Source organism: Luteolibacter luteus, from assembly GCF_012913485.1.
Taxonomy (GTDB): Bacteria; Verrucomicrobiota; Verrucomicrobiia; order Verrucomicrobiales; family Akkermansiaceae; genus Haloferula; species Haloferula lutea.
This window is the reverse complement of record NZ_CP051774.1, coordinates 1,092,355-1,107,203: the sequence shown is the minus strand read 5'-3', so window position 1 is coordinate 1,107,203 and position 14,849 is coordinate 1,092,355. Positions and strand designations below refer to the sequence as shown.

Below are 14,849 nucleotides of genomic sequence, written 5' to 3'. Positions count from 1 at the left end.
TTTACTTCGCTTCGGCTTGGTCGCCGCCGAAGAAGCCCTTGATGTAGCCGAACTCTACCATCGTGTCCTGCCAAGGAGCGACGACCAGCGGCTTCTGGAAGATGCGGGCTGCACGTGCGATCGAAGCTTCGGCATCGAGATCGCGGCCTTCGGAGAAGCTGATCGCGGCTTGCGCGTAGTAAGGAAAAGGGGAGTCGTCGAGGAAGTCGTATTTCGCAGCCAGCTTCAGAGCCTCCTCCTTCTTGCCCAGCTTGAGCTTGGTGAGCAGAAGCTTGAACTCAACCAGACGCGACAGCTGGATATCGCCGCGGTCCGTGCTTGCTGCAGTCAGGTCGGAGACCTTCTGCAAATTGATCTCGGCTTGCTTCCAGTCCTTGGTAACGAAATTCAGTTCGGCGATGTTGAAGAGGACGGCGGACATGCCTGGTGCCAGTTCGTCGGCCTTCTTGAAGTTCTCCATCGCCTTGTCGAAATTCCGGAACTCGACTTGGCAGGCCCCGATCAGGGTCAGGAGTTGAGGATCGTTTTCGAAAATCGCCTTGGCTTCCCCGGCCTTCTCCAAGCTCTCGAAAATACGCTGCTCCGTGTAGAGGCGCTGTCCTTCGGCGAGCTTTACCGCATATTCCTTTCGCTTTTCCTCCGGCAGATTGGAAAATTCGATCTGATAGGAAAGCTGCTTCTCGGCGGGCGCCGTTGCCGGTGCCGCAGGCTCTTGGGCAACCAAGGCGGAAATAGGCAGAAGGCAGATAAGGAGCGTGCGGCAGATAGGCTTCATGACAGGGGAATTGCCGTGGAAGCTAGGGTTTCCTCCGTGGTCCTGCAAGCCACGGTTCAGGGTTTGTACAAGCCCTTGCGGGCGATGTAGTCTGCCACCGCGGGAGGTAGCCAGAGGGGGGCTTTCCCCCCGGCAATCATCCCGCGGAGGGCGGTGGCGGAAGCCGGATGGGTCCCGGGGACGAAATGCATGCGCCAACCAAGGTGGGCCTCCGGACGACCGTCCCGCGCGAAAACGATGAATTCTACCGCTTTGGCAAGGCGTTCCGGTTCCTTCCAGCGGGGCAGCGCCCGCCATTGGTCCGCACCCATCAGCCAGAAAAGACGGGATCCGGGGTAGCGCCGCGCCATTTCCTCCGCGGTGAGGAAGGAGTAGGCGGGCTGCGGGCAGGTGAGATCATGATCGTCCGCAACCGCCCAAGGAAGGTCCGCGATGGCAAGGCGGACCATTTCCAGCCGGTCTTCCGGCGGGGCACTCAGGACCCCGAGCTTGTGGGGCGAGGTATGGCAGGGCAGGAAGCGAACTTCATCCAGCGCGAGTGCGTCCTTGGCCCGTTGCGCGATTTCAAGATGGCCTTCGTGGATGGGATCGAAGGTGCCACCGAATAGAGCGATACGCCGCGCGGAGTCCATGCTCATGGAATGGCCTTCTTCCGGACGTGGTCGCGGTAGGCGGCCGGGGGCATGCCGACCATGCTGCGGAACTGGCGGGTGAGTGCTGTTTGATCGCCGTAGCCGCACTCCAAGGCGACGTCCGCGATCGCCATCGGGGTGTCCCGGAGCAGGCGGGCGGCGTTCTCGATGCGGTTTTTCCGGACAAACTGGGTGGTGCTGAGCTGGAAGACGCGGTGCATCCGGCGCTCCAACTGGGTCGGAGAAAGTCCGGCGATGGCGGCCAGTTCGGCAGCGCGGAGCGGCTCGTCGAGGTGATCGCGCACGTACTCCACCACCTTCGCGATGCCAGCGAGCTCTGCATCGCCCTCACGCGGGGCGCGGAGGTCGCGGGATACGGAAGCGAGGCCGATGATTTTCCCCGTGCGGTCGTGGAGCGGGACCTTGGTAGCGAGGTACCAGCCCTGCGAGCCATCGCGGTTCAGGGAAAGCTCGAGTTGGTCCACGATCTCGGTGCCGGTGCCCAGCACGTATTCGTCCTGCTCGCGGTAGGTCTCGGCGAGGGCTGCGGGGAAGAATTCCTCGGCGTGGCGGCCGATCAGGCGGCGGGTGTCCTTGAGGCCGCAACGTTCCACGAAGGCTTGGTTCACGGCGCGGTAGCAGCGGTTCGTGTCCTTCAGGCAGAACATGACGTCCGGAAGGACCTCGAAGAGACGCTCGCAGAAGCGAGGAGAGTCGACCTTGGCAATGAAGGCGGTATCAATGGCCACGACGGGTGAATAGCGGGGAAGGGCCACCCGCGACAAGGGGGATGTCGCGGGGATCGCAGATGCGGGGGAAAACCCGCAAGGAGAAGCAGGGGCAGGATGTCTTGGCTATTTGCCGAAGCCTGCATCGGAAAGGGTTTCCTGCCATTGCTTCGCCATTTCCGGGTCAGAGCTTTTCAGGTCCTCCATCAGAACCCGGACGCCATTCGCCCATGCTTCATTCCTCGGGATCGAGCGGAGCATCTTGGCCAAGCCTTCGACATCGGAGGTGACCATCTGGTTCGCGATGCCTTCCATGGCGGATGGCTGGTCTTCCGCGGGGAGGCTTGCCATCCATTGTTGTGCGGAAGCGGAATCGCTCTGGTAGAAGTGACCGCCGACACGACTGATGGTGTCTTGGCGGATCTCCTTGGTGATCGGGAGGCTTGGATCCTTGAGTAGTTCGAGTGCTCGCTTCGGATCGGTGTTGGCGAGGTAGGGCATGGCGCCTCCAAGGAAATAGGGCCGGTCGGCTTCCGGTATGGTTTGGGTCATCCGCAGGGTTTCCTCGAACCCTCGTCCGCCGATTTCTCCCCCGATGGTGATGTAGGCAGTCGATCGGGATTCTCCTGCGGCGAGGCTGGCGGCTGTCTGCAAGGCGGTGGCGGGATTCGCGGCGGCGATCCTAATGAAATAGCTGGAGTAGAGAGTTCCCTTCAGGGCTCCCTCGGGTAGTCCTTCGATGAGGTCGAGCGCCTTCCCTGGGGCGTTGTGCGAGATGCTGTTCACCGCCTTTTCAAAGACTTCCCGATTGGAACTCGAAACCATGAGGGAGCTCATCATCTTGATGAGCCCGTCGGCATCGGCCTTGCCTAGCTTTGCCACTAGTCCGTCGCTGCCTGGGGCTTGCGGGTCGCCTTTCAAGACTCCGGCCAAGCTTTGGGCATCGAGCTTGCCGAGTTGCTCCATGACCAGATCCGGCTTCGTATCGAACCAATCGCGGAACTGCATCGCGAGCACCCTGTTACGCATGGAGGTATCTGCGATCTTGCCGGCGCAGGCCATTCCTTCCAGGAGGTCCTTCCTGCTGGCCTGCATGGCGATGTTGTAGAGGGCGTGATTCAGGGGTCCGCCGGTGAAAAGCTGCCTTGCTGCCTTCTCGGCGTCAGCCGGGGACTCCCGGTCGAAGTCCATGAAGAGAGCATTGACCAGTTCCGAGTCATCCACGCTTCCCTTGGGAAGCTTGGCGTGGAATTGGATGGCTCGCTCCATGCCCTGTCCGGATTTCAAGATCTCGATTCCCCCGAGGAGGCAGGAGGTGAGGACTTCGGGCGATCCCTTGGAGAGCTCTCCTAGCAGCCATTTTTCGAGGATCTCCGGATGGGCTTTGCCTAGCTCGGCGGCGACGAATGCCCAGCCGGGTTCGTGTCGCTCCATCTTGGTTGGGTCGAACCAGGACAACACGTTCTCCGGATCACGCTTTGCGAGTTCGGTGATGGCGGCGATGAACAGATCCTGATCCTGCGGAGATTTCCGTGTGGCATTGATGGTCTCAAGAAGAGCGCTCAGGGCTTCGTCATTGAGAGCGGCGATGCTTGATCGGAATGCCTCGCGTTCTGCGTCGGTGGACGGTTTCTGGCGAAGCCGGGCCAAGAGTTCCGAATCGATTCGGGAAGATGATTTTTGGGGTGAAGGGGTGGACGCGTGCCGGGCTTGCTGGTCCTTTCCGGAGGAGGTGGCGGGGGAGCTTTGGGAGGAGTCCGGAGGTTTCTTGCAGGAGCCGAGGAGGAGGGCCGCTACTCCGACAGACGCCAGCATGAAAGTTGCCACGCGCTTGTCATGAGACGGGCGATGAAAAGGAGGGTTCTCGGTCATGTGATCTATCAAATATCACCGCCTTATCTTGGGGATGCTTTTTCGTGGCATGGGTGAAGAGCCTCTTCGAAATCGAGAACGACAGTGCGTCCGGATCGAAGATTTGCGCGGCGGCCTGGTGATATTTCGTTTTGACGAAATATTCGCGTTCCCGTAACGTTTCGCCACCCCATGAAATGCCCCCGCTGCGTGCAAGTGATCCATCGCGGGGCAAACGTCTGCCCGCATTGCGGATTCGGCCTTGCGGAGGCTGACACGAAGTATGGAGCGGAGGACGTTTCGTTGCGTCGCTTGGCGGATGTGGCGGGTTTGATCCGGAGTCGCGAGAGGGCGAAGGTGTCTGCGGCGCTCGATCGCTTCTGCAGAAAATTTCCGCAGCTCTTTTTTGCGGTCTATACGAGTTCGGGCCAAGGCGGGAACCTCCGCCAATTCGGATTCTGGTTGTTGAACCGAGCGGCCTTTGAGGACGTGCCGGTGGATCGGCCGAATGAAGCAGGGATCCTGCTGGTGATCGATGCCGATTCGAAGTCCGCCTCGGTGACCTGGGGCTATTTGCTCGATCCTTTCCTCACAGAAGAAGACACCTTTCAGTGCCTGAGCCGTGCGCATGCCTACTGGCTGGAAGGACGCTATGCCGAAGGCACGGTGCGGATGATCGAGCAGTTCGAGAAGGTTCTCAAAAAGAAGGTGGCGCAGGCTCGCCGTGATCCCGAGCGCTTCGAGCGCAAGGTGGCGCCCCCTCCGCGCACCGGGGAGATCGCCCGCCGGATCCGCGAAGGGCACAAGCATCATGCCGCGGCGAAACAAAGCAGCGAGAACACGGAGGTGAACCGGTGAAGTTCGCCGTGTGGATGCTTTCCGCCGGGCTGGCCCTTGGGGCCGCCGGACCGGCGCTGCCGAGCTGGGAACCGGATGACTTGAAGGCCCTGAAGAAGGGCGAACTCGTTCCGGGTTTGCTGTTGCTCACCGAGGATCTTCCTGAAGAACCAGTCCCGGCGGTGCCGCCGCCGACCGCGGAGGAAATCGCACAAGCCGCCAAGCCTTCGCCGGAGGTCGCGGAGAAGTATTTGGAAGATTACTTCGGTGCGCGTCCGGAGTATTTCCTCGTGGATCCGCAGGGTCTGCTCAGCGCGAAGGATTTCAAGGACCGCGAAAAGTTCCTCAAGTATCACTCGGGGGACTCGGAGATCGACCTCTTCGTCTACCTCTTTGACGGGCACCAGGAGATTCCTTCCGAAGTGCGTGAGGAGGAGATCGTCGAACGCCATTTCTCCGAGGGGAAGCCGGCGGTGGTTGTTTACTATTATCTGGGTGCCCCGGAGCGCTCCGATATCTACGTGAGCCCGCTGATCAGCGATGCGGTGTCCGCCGCGGAACAACGTCGCGCGCTGGTAAGCTCCGTGGAGGAAGCGATGGAGAAGCCGGATAAGGTCGCGCAGTTTGAGGCCTTCTGCGTGCAACTCGCGATCCGGATTTACTGGATGGAGCGCGCGGCGGGTCTGGTGCGCGATACGCCTTCCCTGCCGGTGCTCCGCCCGACAGTCCAAGCTTCTGCAGAGCCGGAAGTGAAGCACAGCAAAATGGCGCTGAAGGTCCACGAGATCGCAGCCCAGTGGGGGGCTCCTGCGGGCATCATGGCGCTGGCGATTTCCGCAGTGATCGGTGGTGTCTGGTTTGCCCGGCGGAACCTGAAATACCGACTGCCGGTTTTCGATGTGCCGCCTCGTCTCGGAGGAGCTCATGCGGCCGGGATCGGTGCGGTGATTTCTTTTGGAAGCACCACCCAGTCTCCTTCCTCGCAGAGGAACGAGGTGCCTGATTACCTCGGTCTATAACAGAGCCGATGAGTGTGGATTGGGACGAGCGCTGGCGGAGCAATGACACGCCATGGGAAAAGGGTTATGCCGCGCCGCCGCTGACCGAATATTTGGAGGAGGGCGGCGAGGAACTGAGGAAAGCGCGCAGGGTGCTGGTGCCAGGTTGTGGCAGCGGGCACGATGTGCGGGAGCTGGCACGCCACGGAATTCCGGCGACGGGCTTGGATATCTCCGAAAAGGCAGTCGAGGTGGCGCGTGCGCTGCCACGGGTCGGTGAGGAAGATTACTTCCATGCGGACCTTTTCGATCCTGCATGGAAGCAGCAGCGTCCGTTTGATACGGTTTGGGAGCATACGTGCTTTTGCGCGATCGATCCCTCGATGCGTCCAGCTTATGCGCAGGCGATGGCGGATCTTTTGCCGCCGGGAGGGTTTTTGACGGGCGTGTTTTACCTGACGCCGTGGGAACCCGGGGAGGTTGTGGAATCCCCGCCCTTTGCGGCTTCCCGGGAGGAAATCATCGATCTCTTCGCTCCGTGGTTTGATCTCCGGAAAGACCGCGTGCCCACGCGCGCGTATCCCGGCAGGGAAGGGCGCGAATGGCTCGCGATCTTCGAACGGCGGAAGTGACCCATCCCCGGAGTTGCGGAGGTGGTCCGATCTGTCTAGAATACGCAGTGTTTGTCCCCATGACGGAAGTTCGCACCGCTGCCCTCATCGGTTTCTTCGCCTGCATCGCGCTGGTGCCGTCCGGGCTCCGGGCGGAGCGTCCCTTCATCAATGACAAGAAGGCGCCGGAGAACCGCCACGATCTGGATGTCATCCAGAAACATCTGACCCAGACGCTCTCCGCAAGCCGCCGTGCCACGGTGTGCATTGACTTGGGAGAGGGATCTGGCAGTGGCGTGGTGATTTCCGCAGATGGCCTGATCCTGACCGCTGCCCACGTGACGGGCGGCGTGGGAAAGGAGTTTACCGTGATTTTTGAAGACGGGAAAAAGGTGAAAGCCGAGTCGTTAGGACTGGTTTCCACGACCGACTGCGCGATGGCGAAGATCACCGAGCCCGGGACCTGGCCGCACATCGACATTGATCGGGATGATACGACACATCTCGGCGACTGGGTGTATGCGCTCGGTCACTCCGGTGGCTTTGACAAGGATCGCGGAGTCGTGGTGCGCCTTGGGCGGATCGTCCAAACGAAGGATTCCACCATGCAGTCCGACTGTTCCCTGATCGGTGGAGATTCCGGCGGCCCGCTCTTCGACCTGAATGGCAAGCTGGTGGCCATCCACTCGCGGGTGGGACAGCGCACCCAGGAGAACATGCACGTACCGATGCGAGAGTTTCTGAAAAATTGGGACGCTCTCTCGCGCGGCGATTTCGTCGGAGACGGCCCTTTTGCGAAGCGCCCGGAGAAAGGGAAAGGCTTCCTCGGGATCGGCACGAAGAATCGTGCGGAAGGCGGTCTGAATGTCGATAAGGTGGGCCGCGAATCCCCTGCGGAAAAAGCGGGTCTGAAGTCCGGCGACATCCTGCTGAAAATGGACGGCGTGGAATTGAAGACGAAAGAGCAATTTCAGGGTATGCTCAAGGAGAAGGCACCTGACGACAAGGTGGCCCTCGAACTGCTCCGCAACGGCAAGCCGGAAACCCTGACCCTCAGACTCGGTGAACGCTAGATCAAGCATCGCCTTGGCATTGGCACTGGTTGCAAGCCCGGCGCTCAAAGCCCAAACGCTCGAAACTACCTACCGGACAAATGGTCCGACGGTGCAGGCGGCTTTCGAATCGGTGCGGGGTACGCTCCAGACAGTCAGCGCGGTCATCCAGCGGGAGAAATTCGTGGAGCGCGGAGCGCGCAAGATCAGTCTCCCCGAAGATATCGCCTACGGGACGGTGATCTCCGAAGACGGATTCATCCTGACGAAGGCGAGCGAGATTGGCGATGGGATCGGGCTCGTCGTGGTCGTGGATAAAAAGCCTTATAAGGATGTCGCCATGGTGGCGGTGGATCCGAGTTGGGATGTCGCCCTTCTCAAGATTTCGGCAACCGGTCTGACTCCGGCGAAGCTGGTCGTGGAGCTGCCTGATCCCGAACGCGGGACCTGGGTGGTCGCGAATGGTGCCTCAAGCAGGGCCAAGCGGATGCCGCAGGTCGGCATCATCTCTGCAAATGCCCGTGAAGTCCTGCCCGCGGGCGGTGCGGTGCTGGGCGTCGGCCTGAAGGAGGACGAAGGCAAGCTGGTCGTGGAAGAGGTTCACGAGAAAAGCGGTGCCGAGGCGGCGGGAATCAAGAAAGACGATGTGATCGTAGCCGTTGGCGGTCAGAAGATCACGGATCGCAAGCAACTCGGCGAAGCGGTGGAGAAGCATCGGGTGGGCGACGATCTCGAACTCACGGTTCATCGGGATGGCGCCGACATCGCGATCAAGGTGCGTCTGGCCGGTCGTGTCGACGTGTTCGGTGAGGAGAAGACCCGGAACGACATGATGAGCGGCAGCTTTTCTTCTCGGCGCAGCGGGTTTCCGCGGATCATCCAGCACGACATCGTCGCGAATAGCAAAGGCATGGGCGGCCCGGTGCTCGATCTGGACGGGCGTTGCTTGGGCATGAATATCGCACGAGCGAACCGCTGTGAAACCTTCGCCATTCCCGCTGCGGATTTACGGAGCCTGGCGGATCGGCTGATCACGCAGGCGACGGCCAAGTAGAGAGTGGTTTCTCTGCCTACCGGGTGCGTTCCTTGTGTTTCTTGAAGATCGCGAGGGTGCGGTCCCGCTCCTCGCGATGATCCACACAGGGCAGGGGATAGGCTTTGTTGAGCGGGCGGGCGTCCTTCGGAGCTTCGTAGAGTTTCTCCGCGGGGACGTCCCTGAGCTCCGGCACCCACTTCTTCGTGTACCGGCCATCGGGGTCATAGCGCTTGGCCTGTGACCATGGATTCTGGATCCGGAAATAGGGTGCGGCATCGGCCCCGGTGCCGGCGCTCCATTGCCAGCCGCCGTTGTTCGAGGCGATCTCGCCATCCACGAGATGCTGCAGGAAGAACTGCTCGCCGAGGCGCCAGTCGATGTGGAGGTCCTTCGTCAGGAACATCGCGGTGATCATCCGCACGCGGTTGTGCATGTGGCCGGTCGCGAGGAGTTCCCGCATCCCGGCATCGACGATCGGGAAGCCGGTGCGGCCCTCCTTCCATGCTTCGAAAAGTTCATCAGGCTCCGCCCACCAGAGGCCACGCCACTCGGGATTGAACTCCTCCTCAAGCACGTTCGGGAAATGCCAGAGGATGGCCATGTAGAATTCCCGCCAGGCGAGCTCCTTGATGAAAGTATCAATCCCTTCCTTGGCCTTTGAAGAGCGGGTTTCGGCTTGGGCTTTCGCCGCCCTCGCATAGATCGTCCGGGGTGAAAGGAGGCCGAAGCGGAGATCCTGCGAGAGACGGGAAGTGCCGGGCTCGCCGGGTAGATCGCGCTTCAGCTTGTAGTCCTGAATGATCCCGGAGGTCGCCTTTTTCAGGCGCTCGAGTGCGGCCCTCTCCCCCGCCTCGATGATCTGCGCCTGCGGATCGGGGAGTTTCCAGTGGCTGTGATCCGGAAGGGGGAGCGAAGGGATCTCCTTCGGGGAGGCGAGGTCGCGGGGTTTTGGAAGCGGTGCCGGTTTCTCCAGTGTGAGCCAGTTCCGGCTGTAAGGCGTGAAAACCCGGTAGGGGCGGGCATCCTGAGTGAGAACCTCCCCGGCCGGATGGAGGGTTATATCGTGAAAGCCCTCGCAGTGGATACCGAGTTTTCGGGCCATGGTCTCAACCTTGGCCTCCATGGCGCGGCCGAAGGGATCGGGGTCTCGGTTGAAGAAAATCGCGTCCGCACCGCTCTCTTTGACCAATTTCTCCAGTTCTGCGTCCGCCGCGCCGCAGCGGATCACCAGCTTTCCTCCTACCGTTTCGAGATTGCCCGCGAGAGAGGCGAGGTTTCCGCAGAGGAAGGACTGACGCTTCGGACCGGTCCAGTGGTGCTCCTTCTTCCAGTCGCTCAATATATAGAGGGGGAGGACGGATCCCGCTTGGATGGATGCAAAATGCAGCGCGGTATTGTCCAAAATCCGCAGATCCCGGCGAAACCAGTGGATTGCGAGACGAAAAAGGGAGGGCATGGCTGCTAAGAAAGCGCCAAGGCCCTCCCATGCAAGCCGCAGAGAGCGTACGCGCCTCCGAGCCAGCTAGAAACCGGGCTTCGGGGGGATTTTCAAAGTCGTAGACCTATTTCGACGTCAGGTGCCGCCCAACAGCTTCTCGGCCTTCTTTACGGTGACATTGCTGAGTCTGCCGTTCACCCGCTTGGAGCCTTCCAACAGGCCTTTCAGATCGGTGAGGGTCTTCTCAGCAACGTCGAGGGCCTTGCGTCCCCCGCCGTATTGCTTGTCCGAGAAATACTTGGTGAACGTTACACCCCCGCGGCTGAGGCAGAGCCTCCAGCCTTGGAACGCCGTGTTCTCGTAGGTGAACCGAGTCAGGTTACGCTTCGATTTCATTGCAGGACCAATTTCGAGAGCATTCATGTAACAGCATGCCACACATATCCCCACATGGCCACACCATTTTTGTTTGAGAAATGTTAGAGAATGGGGAAAGTGCCGCAGTTGAGGGCTTTTGGGAGCCTTCCATGGGCAAAAAAAATTCGTTGCCAAGGAGTGGGCGTTCCACTTTAGTCCCCGCCCGCGCGAGCCCCGCAAAGCCGCCGTCGGTCCTCCTGGCACCCCGCGAAAGCGTCAGTGCCATGCTCGCAGGAGGGTAACCCGGCTACTATAGAATACCATGTCCGCCACGAAACTTGCTCGATTCGAGCTCCCGAACCGCCTCGTAAAGCACGAGGATACCGCCACCGAGGTCTACGCCCAGTTCACCGCCGAGCCTTTCGAGCGCGGCTACGGGCACACTCTCGGCAACTCGCTGCGCCGTGTCCTCCTCGGCTCCTTGGAAGGTGCCGCCATCACATCCGTCCGCATCGCGGGCGTGCAGCACGAGTTCTCCAGCCTCCCGGGCGTGGTGGAAGATGTCACCGACATCATCCTTAACCTGAAAAAGGTGAAGTTTAAGCACCACGACAAGGAAGCCCGCATCCTGACCATCAAGGTCGAGAAGGAAGGCGTCGTGACTGCCGGTGATATCCAGGACGACAATCTTTACGAAGTGGTCAACAAGGACCAGGTGATCTGCACCCTCGACAAGAAGGTGAAGTTCGACTGCGAATTTGAAGTGCGCGTGGGCCGTGGTTTCTCCACCGGCGACGAAAACAAGCGCAAGGACCAGCCGATCGGCGTGATCGCAATCGACTCCATCTTCTCCCCGGTGACCCGCGTGAAGTACGCCGTGGACACCACCCGCGTGGGTCAGATGACCGACTACGACAAGCTCGTGCTCGATATCTGGACGGACGGCCGCATTTCCCCGCAGGATGCTCTTCTTCAATCTTCCGCGATCATGCGCCACCACTTGGACGTGTTCGTCAACTACGACGAGAACGCCGTGGACTTCGAAGCGGCTCCGACCGAGTCGAACGAAGAGAACGCCGCGCTGAAGAAGCTTCTCAACATGAGCGTGAACGAGATCGAACTTTCGGTCCGTGCCGCCAACTGCCTCAACAACGCGAACATCACCTCCGTCGGCCAGCTGGCCATGAAGTCGGAGGCGGAGATGCTCAAGTACCGCAACTTCGGCAAGAAGTCGCTCAACGAGATCAAGGACAAGCTTTCCGAACTCGGCCTCGGCCTCGGAATGTCCCTCGATCCATCGCTCCTCTCCGGCCCGGTGCCGGCCGTCCGCGGACCACGCCTCGGCGTGGAAGAGGAAGCACCGGTGGGCCTTGCCGACCTGATCGCTCAGAACCTCGACGACTAATTAAGAAAGGGACCGCACCCGATGAGACATCGCCGCAATACCACCAAGCTCAAGCGCACCGCCGCACACCGGCGCTCGCTGCTTGCCAACCTCGCCTGCAGCTTGATCGAGCATGGCAGCATCCGCACCACGCTCGCGAAGGCCAAGGCCCTGCGCCCGGTCGCCGAGAAAATGATCGGCCTTGGCAAGCGTGGAGATCTCCACGCCCGCCGTCAGGCTGTGGCTTTCCTTCGCCAGAAGGACATCGCCAAGAAGCTCTTCGAAGAAGTGGCCCCGCTGTCCAAGGACCGCCAGGGTGGCTACTGCCGGATCACCAAGCTGGGTGCCCGCATGACCGATTCCGCGCCGATGGCCGTGATCGAGTGGGTGGACCAGCCGGCTGTGGACGAAGACGCACTCGCCGCTCCGGCTGCTGCCGCTGAGCCAGAACCGGTGGCCGTGGCCGCCGAGGAAGCTCCTGCTGCTGAAGCCAAGCCTGCCAAGAAGAAGGCGGCGAAGAAGGCCAAGGCTGCTGACGAAGCCGCCGAGTAAGCTTCCCGTCGAGAGACTGATTTGAAGACCCCCGCCGGAAACGGCGGGGGTTTTTTGTTTGGAGGCCCCTCGCCGGGGTTTAACCGGATAAAGGGGGGATCGTTCGGATCATCCCAAGTGTTATGAGATTCAAGAACTCCCGCCTCCACTACAAGTTAACCGTCCTGGAGATGACCGTTTCGATCGCGGGATTTCATTGCTTTCCGTTCGGACACTTATAGAAGGCCAATAATGCCCATAAATCTGAAATCTCTCCTCATTCTCGGAGTTTTGGGAATCCTCCAAGCTGTTCATGCCGCACAGGTCTCCTTGGTCCCTGTCGCAGACAACTTTGCACGGGATGCGGACATGAATGGCGTCTTCGAGACTATCGAGACGAGAACCTCTCCCTATTTCCTGCTCCAAACCTCCCGCTCGCAGTTCCCGGTCTTCGGGATCTCCGGCGACGTTCGCTCTGCCCTGGAGTTTAGTCTTTCCAGTATTCCCAAAGGCGCCGTCATCAGTTCCGCGACTTTCTCCATCTACGCCGGCGCAGGTTATTCCAATACCGAGGAGAATCCCGGACCCTACCAAGGACAAAGCGTTTCCGGATACTCCGGGGACGGCCAGATCACCTTGTCGGATTTTGCCAGTCTGGTCGTCCTTACCAATTCGATGAACGAGTTCTTCGATGTCACGTCCTTGGTCCAGACGTTGGTGGACAACGGCAGTACTCATGCCGGGTTTGTCGTCGGCGCGAACACGCTCGGGCGTGGACTTCAGCAATACAGCATGGATTTCGCCGAGCCCGGGGGAAATCCTCCCCTGTTGGTCATCCAGTATACCGTTCCGGAGCCTTCTTCGTTTGCTTTGCTTTCGGTCGCGGGTGTCGGCTGCTTGCTGAGACGGAGGAATCGCAAGGGCTGGGGGCGGCGGGCGATTGATCGTCTTGTCCCTTGAGCTTGCCGGCGAGGGACTCCTACAGCTGTGTGTCTTGTAAGGCGGTAGGTGAGGAGGTCCAATGACGATGCATTCCATCAGCGCTGCGCACCCTTCGGAGGCCGAGGTGCTGACCCGAATTGCTTTCGCCGCAAAGCGTCATTGGGGCTATCCGGAGTGCTGGATCGGACAATGGGCACCGCTGCTCACGGTCACTCCGGCGTCGATAGCCGCGGACGAGATCTTCACCGTGCGCCGCGGGGGACGCATCCTCGGGTTTGCGGTGCTGAAGGTCGAGGGAGGGGTGCTCCTGTTTGATGGCCTCTGGGTGCTGCCTGACGAGATAGGGCGGGGGATAGGGGCGGCGCTCTTTGATGAGGCGCGGCGACGGGCCATGGCCCACGGGTTCGATCACTTCGAAGTGGAGTCGGATCCGAATGCCGCGGGCTTCTATGAGCGGATGGGAGCGGTGCGGATCGGAACGCATGCCACGGAGATCGCTGGTCGGGTGAGAGAGTTGCCGGTTTTCCGGTGTTGCGCTTCAGGCGTCTGAGTGAGGTCGGTAGAGAGGTGCCCGTTCTCGGGAGTTTGTTTTGTGGATCCCCCTTTCTCAGTATTGCCTTCTTAAAGGATGCTGACCGCAGAGCAGATCGAAGATGCCATCGAGATTCAGCCGCATGCAGGGCGACGAGGGCGGGGTGCACGTGCTCTCGCGGTGGCGCATGATTGCTTGGAAGCCGAAAGGGTCGCCGATCAAGAAGTTCCGGTTGAATGCGAAGGATGCGGTCCGGGCTGAGCAGGATCTTATCACTGAGATCTTGTCTGGAGAGTGACAAGCGAGCGGGCTTCGGGCTCGAAGCTTGCCGATACCTCCAGAGATCTTCAGAATACTCCGCTAGATACACCCGCCATGCCGTCCGAATATGAGTGCCAGTCGTGCAAACTGTCCTTCAGCGTAGGGTGGTTTCATTATCACAATTATGACGATGGTTACGGCTCGCAGACATTGCTTGTCTGTATCGACTGCGGGACGGTTCATGCCTTGGAACATCCGGTTTCGGACTCGGGCGTCGTTGAGAGGATCATGGTTCAGCCGGGACCGGTGATTGATCCGCCAAGGTTCTTCGGGCGGGCGATGCACCACCGGGACTGGGCTGGCGTGGCCTTCACGGATGGACGTAAGCTTGGTGATCTGACGTGCATGCATTGCCAATCGGCCGGGACTCTTCTCAAGAATTGGCCGGTATTTGGTGCGCCCTGTCCGAAGTGTGGGGAGAGGATCCGCGGTGCCAAAAGTTCGTGGATGACCTGAAGCAGGGGCTGGGAGACTTGATCGATTGAACTAGCCGCCTCGGCGCCCGCAGCGTAAATGAGCGAATGATCCGGTGTTCCGACAAATCTTCCGTGCATCGTCGTGGTACGAGTGAGTGCTCTTCGTCTGCGGTGAGCGTGGGGGCACAGGCGATTGGTGCGAGTGCGCTGGGGGCGCATGCGATCGGGACCTTGCTGCTGGCTTCGGTGGCGGTGGGGGCCGTGGCGATCGGCGCGGTGGCGATTGGACGCTTGGCGATCGGCAGGGCGTGGATCCGGCGGCTTGAGATCGATGAACTGGTGGTCGGGCGCTTGCGCGTGACCCGCGGGCTTGAGACACCCGGGGAGCGTGGTCCGGGGATTTGAGTC

At 60.6% G+C, this 14,849-nt stretch carries 16 protein-coding genes; 10 read left to right on the top strand and 6 right to left on the bottom strand.

Annotated features, from left to right (window positions below; translation table 11 throughout):
• Position 1: 1 nt before the first annotated feature.
• The 4 genes from HHL09_RS04450 to HHL09_RS04435 form a co-directional block, all read right to left on the bottom strand.
• Entirely contained in the window at positions 2-775 is a 774-nt protein-coding gene (locus HHL09_RS04450) for a hypothetical protein (protein WP_169453274.1), read from the bottom strand.
• Between the two features lie 56 nt (positions 776-831).
• Entirely contained in the window at positions 832-1,413 is a 582-nt protein-coding gene (nadD, locus tag HHL09_RS04445; RefSeq protein ID WP_169453273.1) for a nicotinate (nicotinamide) nucleotide adenylyltransferase, read from the bottom strand.
• Positions 1,410-2,156, bottom strand: coding sequence for an AraC family transcriptional regulator (locus tag HHL09_RS04440; protein WP_169453272.1), 747 nt, complete (start codon positions 2,154-2,156; stop codon positions 1,410-1,412). The genes nadD and HHL09_RS04440 overlap by 4 nt, the downstream gene beginning before the upstream one ends.
• Before the next feature lie 105 nt (positions 2,157-2,261).
• Positions 2,262-3,785, bottom strand: a complete 1,524-nt coding sequence (locus HHL09_RS04435; RefSeq protein ID WP_169453271.1) for a hypothetical protein — start codon at positions 3,783-3,785, stop codon at positions 2,262-2,264.
• 393 nt (positions 3,786-4,178) lie between these two features.
• Between HHL09_RS04435 and HHL09_RS04430 the strand changes: the two genes are divergently transcribed.
• Genes HHL09_RS04430 through HHL09_RS04410 form a run of 5 tightly spaced genes read left to right on the top strand, consistent with a single transcriptional unit; the run spans position 4,179 to position 8,538 of the window.
• A complete protein-coding gene (locus HHL09_RS04430; RefSeq protein ID WP_169453270.1) occupies positions 4,179-4,844 on the top strand; it encodes a TPM domain-containing protein in 666 nt (221 codons plus the stop codon).
• Positions 4,841-5,842 carry a hypothetical protein gene (locus HHL09_RS04425; RefSeq protein WP_169453269.1) on the top strand — a complete coding sequence of 334 codons (1,002 nt, stop codon included), beginning with the start codon at positions 4,841-4,843 and terminating at the stop codon, positions 5,840-5,842. Before HHL09_RS04430 ends, HHL09_RS04425 begins: the two co-directional genes overlap by 4 nt.
• Before the next feature lie 8 nt (positions 5,843-5,850).
• Positions 5,851-6,453: a methyltransferase domain-containing protein gene (locus HHL09_RS04420; RefSeq protein ID WP_169453268.1), complete on the top strand. Its 603-nt coding sequence runs from the start codon at positions 5,851-5,853 to the stop codon at positions 6,451-6,453.
• Positions 6,454-6,512: 59 nt separating this feature from the next.
• Entirely contained in the window at positions 6,513-7,505 is a 993-nt protein-coding gene (locus HHL09_RS04415; protein ID WP_169453267.1) for a S1C family serine protease, read from the top strand.
• A complete protein-coding gene (locus HHL09_RS04410) occupies positions 7,495-8,538 on the top strand; it encodes a S1C family serine protease (protein WP_169453266.1) in 1,044 nt (347 codons plus the stop codon). The genes HHL09_RS04415 and HHL09_RS04410 overlap by 11 nt, the downstream gene beginning before the upstream one ends.
• 16 nt (positions 8,539-8,554) lie before the next feature.
• Here the strand turns inward: HHL09_RS04410 and HHL09_RS04405 are convergent, their stop codons facing one another.
• Positions 8,555-9,976, bottom strand: a complete 1,422-nt coding sequence (locus HHL09_RS04405) for a cryptochrome/photolyase family protein (RefSeq protein ID WP_169453265.1) — start codon at positions 9,974-9,976, stop codon at positions 8,555-8,557.
• Positions 9,977-10,093: 117 nt separating this feature from the next.
• Positions 10,094-10,354 (bottom strand): hypothetical protein, encoded by a 261-nt coding sequence (locus tag HHL09_RS04400; RefSeq protein WP_169453264.1) that lies wholly within the window; start codon positions 10,352-10,354, stop codon positions 10,094-10,096.
• A gap of 283 nt (positions 10,355-10,637) precedes the next feature.
• Here HHL09_RS04400 and HHL09_RS04395 point away from each other — a divergent pair, with 283 nt between their 5' ends.
• The 5 genes from HHL09_RS04395 (at position 10,638) to HHL09_RS04375 (ending at position 14,846) form a co-directional block, all read left to right on the top strand.
• Entirely contained in the window at positions 10,638-11,720 is a 1,083-nt protein-coding gene (locus HHL09_RS04395) for a DNA-directed RNA polymerase subunit alpha (protein ID WP_169453263.1), read from the top strand.
• Positions 11,721-11,741: 21 nt separating this feature from the next.
• Complete coding sequence (rplQ, locus tag HHL09_RS04390) at positions 11,742-12,251, top strand: 50S ribosomal protein L17 (protein WP_169453262.1); 510 nt, start codon at positions 11,742-11,744, stop codon at positions 12,249-12,251.
• A 270-nt stretch (positions 12,252-12,521) separates the two neighbouring features.
• Positions 12,522-13,190 carry a PEP-CTERM sorting domain-containing protein gene (locus tag HHL09_RS04385; protein ID WP_169453261.1) on the top strand — a complete coding sequence of 223 codons (669 nt, stop codon included), beginning with the start codon at positions 12,522-12,524 and terminating at the stop codon, positions 13,188-13,190.
• Positions 13,191-13,257: 67 nt separating this feature from the next.
• Entirely contained in the window at positions 13,258-13,722 is a 465-nt protein-coding gene (locus HHL09_RS04380) for a GNAT family N-acetyltransferase (protein ID WP_169453260.1), read from the top strand.
• Between the two features lie 824 nt (positions 13,723-14,546).
• Complete coding sequence (locus HHL09_RS04375; RefSeq protein ID WP_169453259.1) at positions 14,547-14,846, top strand: hypothetical protein; 300 nt, start codon at positions 14,547-14,549, stop codon at positions 14,844-14,846.
• Positions 14,847-14,849 lie beyond the last annotated feature (3 nt).

What these genes read in the sequence shown, in the direction of transcription:
- HHL09_RS04450 (WP_169453274.1), bottom strand. Translation starts at nt 775, where the DNA reads ATGAAGCCTATCTGCCGCACGCTCCTTATCTGCCTTCTGCCTATTTCC.
- nadD (WP_169453273.1), bottom strand. Translation starts at nt 1,413, where the DNA reads ATGAGCATGGACTCCGCGCGGCGTATCGCTCTATTCGGTGGCACCTTC.
- HHL09_RS04430 (WP_169453270.1), top strand. Translation starts at nt 4,179, where the DNA reads ATGAAATGCCCCCGCTGCGTGCAAGTGATCCATCGCGGGGCAAACGTC.
- HHL09_RS04420 (WP_169453268.1), top strand. Translation starts at nt 5,851, where the DNA reads ATGAGTGTGGATTGGGACGAGCGCTGGCGGAGCAATGACACGCCATGG.
- HHL09_RS04415 (WP_169453267.1), top strand. Translation starts at nt 6,513, where the DNA reads ATGACGGAAGTTCGCACCGCTGCCCTCATCGGTTTCTTCGCCTGCATC.
- HHL09_RS04405 (WP_169453265.1), bottom strand. Translation starts at nt 9,976, where the DNA reads ATGCCCTCCCTTTTTCGTCTCGCAATCCACTGGTTTCGCCGGGATCTG.
- HHL09_RS04400 (WP_169453264.1), bottom strand. Translation starts at nt 10,354, where the DNA reads ATGAAATCGAAGCGTAACCTGACTCGGTTCACCTACGAGAACACGGCG.
- HHL09_RS04395 (WP_169453263.1), top strand. Translation starts at nt 10,638, where the DNA reads ATGTCCGCCACGAAACTTGCTCGATTCGAGCTCCCGAACCGCCTCGTA.
- rplQ (WP_169453262.1), top strand. Translation starts at nt 11,742, where the DNA reads ATGAGACATCGCCGCAATACCACCAAGCTCAAGCGCACCGCCGCACAC.
- HHL09_RS04380 (WP_169453260.1), top strand. Translation starts at nt 13,258, where the DNA reads ATGCATTCCATCAGCGCTGCGCACCCTTCGGAGGCCGAGGTGCTGACC.
- HHL09_RS04375 (WP_169453259.1), top strand. Translation starts at nt 14,547, where the DNA reads ATGATCCGGTGTTCCGACAAATCTTCCGTGCATCGTCGTGGTACGAGT.